The organism is Marinobacterium profundum, from assembly GCF_001528745.1.
GTDB classification, from domain to species: domain Bacteria; phylum Pseudomonadota; class Gammaproteobacteria; order Pseudomonadales; family Balneatricaceae; genus Marinobacterium_A; species Marinobacterium_A profundum.
This window is the reverse complement of the sequence record NZ_BCNS01000007.1, coordinates 1-3283: the sequence shown is the minus strand read 5'-3', so window position 1 is coordinate 3283 and position 3283 is coordinate 1. Positions and strand designations below refer to the sequence as shown.

Here is a 3283-nt window from a genome sequence, read left to right as displayed (position 1 = left end):
CTATGGTCTCCAGCGCCTGGCTGCGGGTGGTGTGCACCAGGTAAACCAGGGTGTCGGCGCGGGTGGGTTCCAGGCGGTAGAAGCCGCCCTGGGAGGAGAGCTCCGGACAGGCACCCAGAATGCGATAGCTGCCCATGGGGGTCAGCGCCAGGGTGCGGTTGCCGCCATAGGCGAAGCCGACCAGCGGGTGCTGCGTCGTGTGGCCGATCTCGTTGGCATCGCTGTCCCAGGTGTATTCGGTAACCCAGAATTCAATACTGGGGTTACAGATTACGGCATAGCTGGAATCAATTCCGCTCATGGGTGGACTTACCTCAATGGTTCCGTTGTTTCAGCCCCGCGTCAGTCCGACGGTTGATCTGCAGCTAAAAGAGTCTGCGCATCTGATCAGACAGCCTCCTGACTGTCGGCCTGGGCATGCAATAGCGAAAAGCATAACCCAGAATCACTATGGATGCCGCACTCTGTCGACTGTTCTGGCTGTGGCTTTAGGTGCAGGGGAGGAGTCAGCGCCGGTGAGGGCGCCTATACATGCGCCCCTGAACGGGGCGCGAGGCGTTAATAACGGCTTGAGGAGGGGAGACTAACCGCAAAGACCGGCAGGTTCAGGGCGCAGGCTGGCCTGCATCTGGGTAATGGCGGTCTGGGCCAGGGGAGTCAGATTGCTGCCGTCTTGTTGCAGATAGGTGATGATCTGCTGTTTCATGCTGCGCGCCCAGAATTTCTTCAGGTGGGCGGCTACGCGTATGGCGGCTTCTTCCTGGGTGCCGAAGTGGCTGTTGTTGTCGGCGATCTGATTCGCCATGTGGATCAGGGTATCGAGCTGGTTCATGGGCTCTGTCCTTAACCCGCCGCGCGGGCGGTGTTGACCGAATGAGGGTTGTTATCCTGTTGGCCTGGGTTGCCAGGATGATAGATTACGTGGCGTCCGGGCCTTGCGAAACCCACCAGCATCAGGCCGCCCAGGCGTGCCTGTTCAATGGCCAGTGCGGTGGGCGCCGAGACCGCCACCAGGGCGCCAATGCCTGCGCTGCAGCTTTTTTGCACCATTTCATAGCTGGCCCGGCTGGAGACCAGTGCAAAGCCGCCATCGCGGGGCAGATCTGCCCGCACCAGGGCACCGATGAGTTTGTCGAGGGCGTTGTGCCGGCCGACATCTTCCCGCGCCAGCAGGATCTCACCGTCGCCGTTGCACCAGGCCGCGCCGTGGCTGGCGCCAGTCAGCCCCTGCAGCGGCTGATGTTGCTGCAGGGCGCCAAGCGCGCGCTGAATGGCCTGATCCGACAGTGGCGGTGCCTGTACCTGGGGTACGGGTCTAATCGCCTGTTCGAGCGATTCAGTACCACAGAGACCACAGCCGGTGCGTCCGGTGAGGTTGCGCCTGTGCTGTTTTAGCTGCGCCAGGCGCTGGGTGCTGATCTGCATCTGCACGCTGATACCGCGTTCTTCCTGCACCACCTCTATTTCGTACAGCTCATCGGGGTGCTGCAGAATTCCTTCGGTGAGGCTAAAGCCCAGGGCGAAGTCCTCCAGATCCATGGGGCTGGTCATCATTACGGCATGGGAAATGCCATTGAAGACCAGCGCCACTGGCACTTCCTCTGCGATGCAGTCCGTGGCCTGGTGCGCGGCGCTGGCGGCCGCGCTGCTGCCTGCAGAGTCCTGCAGCTTTGGTACCCGAATGTCTACGGGTGCCTCAACGCTGCCGAGGGTCTTGCAGTTGCCGCGGGCCTTGTTGCCCATCAGCCGGCTCCGTTGCCGCTGGCCATAGTTGCGGCATCACCCTTGAGCAGCTTGTGTTGCAGCTTTTCGAAGGAACGGAAGTTCTTCTGCCATTCAGACGGCTGGCTGACCTTCTCGACCTGCACCGCGGTCACCTTGTACTCCGGACAGTTGGTCGCCCAGTCTGAGCTGTCGGTGGTGATGACGTTGGCGCCACTGCCCGGGTGATGGAAGGTGGTGTAGACCACGCCCGGCAGCATGCGCTCGCTGATGCGGGCGCGCAGTACCGTCTGGCCTGCACGGCTGGAAATGCCGAGCCAGTCGCCATCTTTTATGCCACGCAGTTCGGCGTCGGAGGGATGCACTTCCAGTACGTCCTCGTCATGCCAGGCCTGGTTCTCGGTGCGTCGCGTCTGGGCACCCACGTTGTACTGCGACAGTATGCGACCGGTGGTCAGCAGCAGCGGGAAGCGACGGTTGGTGCGCTCCTCGGTGGCCACGTATTCGGTGATGGCAAACTGACCACGGCCGATGGGGAAGTCCTCCACGTGCATGGTGGGCATGCCATCGGGGTGCTGCTCGTTGCAGGGCCACTGGATGCTGCCGAGCTCTTCAAGCCTGTCGTAGCTGACGCCGGTGAAGGTCGGGGTCAGGCTGGCGATCTCGTCCATGATCTCGGACGGGTGGCTGTAGTTCATCGGATAGCCCAGGGCGTTGGCCAGATCCTGAGTCACTTCCCAGTCTTCCTTGCCGGCAACGGCGGGCATGACCTTGCGCACACGGTTGATGCGTCGTTCCGCGTTGGTGAAGGTGCCGTTCTTCTCCAGGAAGGAGGAGCCCGGCAGCAGCACGTGGGCGAACTTGGCGGTTTCGTTAAGGAAGATATCCTGCACGATCAGGCAGTCCAGCGACTTGAGCGCAGCCTCAACGTGGTGTGTGTTGGGGTCGGACTGGGCGATGTCTTCGCCCTGCACATAGAGCGCCTTGAAGGTGCCGGCGATGGCCGAGTCGAACATGTTGGGAATGCGCAGCCCAGGCTCGTCGTCCAGCGTTACCCCCCAAACTTGCTCGAAGCGGGCACGGGCGACGTCGTCGGATACATGCTGGTAGCCCGGCAGTTCGTGGGGGAAGGAGCCCATGTCGCAGGAGCCCTGCACATTGTTCTGGCCGCGCAGCGGGTTTACGCCCACGCCTTCACGGCCGATATTGCCGGTGGCCAGCGCCAGGTTGGCGATGCCCATGACCATGGTGGAACCCTGGCTGTGCTCGGTAACGCCCAGGCCGTAGTAGATGGCGCCGTTGGGGGCCTTGGCATAGGTGCGCGCCGCACGGCGAACCATTTCGGCATTGACACCGGTAACCGCTTCCATCTGCTCGGGGGAGTGACGGGCATCGCTGATAAAGGCGCGCCAGGCCTGGTAGCCCTTGTCGTCGCAGCGCGAGGCAATAAACGCGGTGTCTTCCAGACCTTCGTCCATGATGACGTGGGCCAGGGCATTGATCAGGGCGACGTTGGTGCCGGGGCGCAGCGCCAGATGCTGGGCATCTTTGAGGTGCGGCG

The 3283-nt window shown here is 62.4% G+C and carries 4 protein-coding genes; all 4 read right to left on the bottom strand.

The window, feature by feature from the left end; translation table 11 throughout:
- Nucleotides 1-301 (bottom strand): hypothetical protein (locus MPRO_RS00900; protein ID WP_158651711.1); only part of this gene is annotated, 301 nt, incomplete at its 3' end.
- Between the two features lie 282 nt (nucleotides 302-583).
- Entirely contained in the window at nucleotides 584-832 is a 249-nt protein-coding gene (locus MPRO_RS00895; RefSeq protein ID WP_067285948.1) for a formate dehydrogenase subunit delta, read from the bottom strand.
- An 11-nt stretch (nucleotides 833-843) separates the two neighbouring features.
- Nucleotides 844-1743 carry a formate dehydrogenase accessory sulfurtransferase FdhD gene (gene fdhD, locus MPRO_RS00890; RefSeq protein ID WP_082708369.1) on the bottom strand — a complete coding sequence of 300 codons (900 nt, stop codon included), beginning with the start codon at nucleotides 1741-1743 and terminating at the stop codon, nucleotides 844-846.
- A partial coding sequence (locus MPRO_RS00885) for a molybdopterin oxidoreductase family protein (protein WP_158651710.1) occupies nucleotides 1743-3283 on the bottom strand: 1541 nt, incomplete at its 5' end. The genes fdhD and MPRO_RS00885, both read right to left, overlap by 1 nt.

What these genes read in the sequence shown, in the direction of transcription:
- MPRO_RS00895 (WP_067285948.1), bottom strand. Translation starts at nt 832, where the DNA reads ATGAACCAGCTCGATACCCTGATCCACATGGCGAATCAGATCGCCGAC.
- fdhD (WP_082708369.1), bottom strand. Translation starts at nt 1,743, where the DNA reads ATGGGCAACAAGGCCCGCGGCAACTGCAAGACCCTCGGCAGCGTTGAG.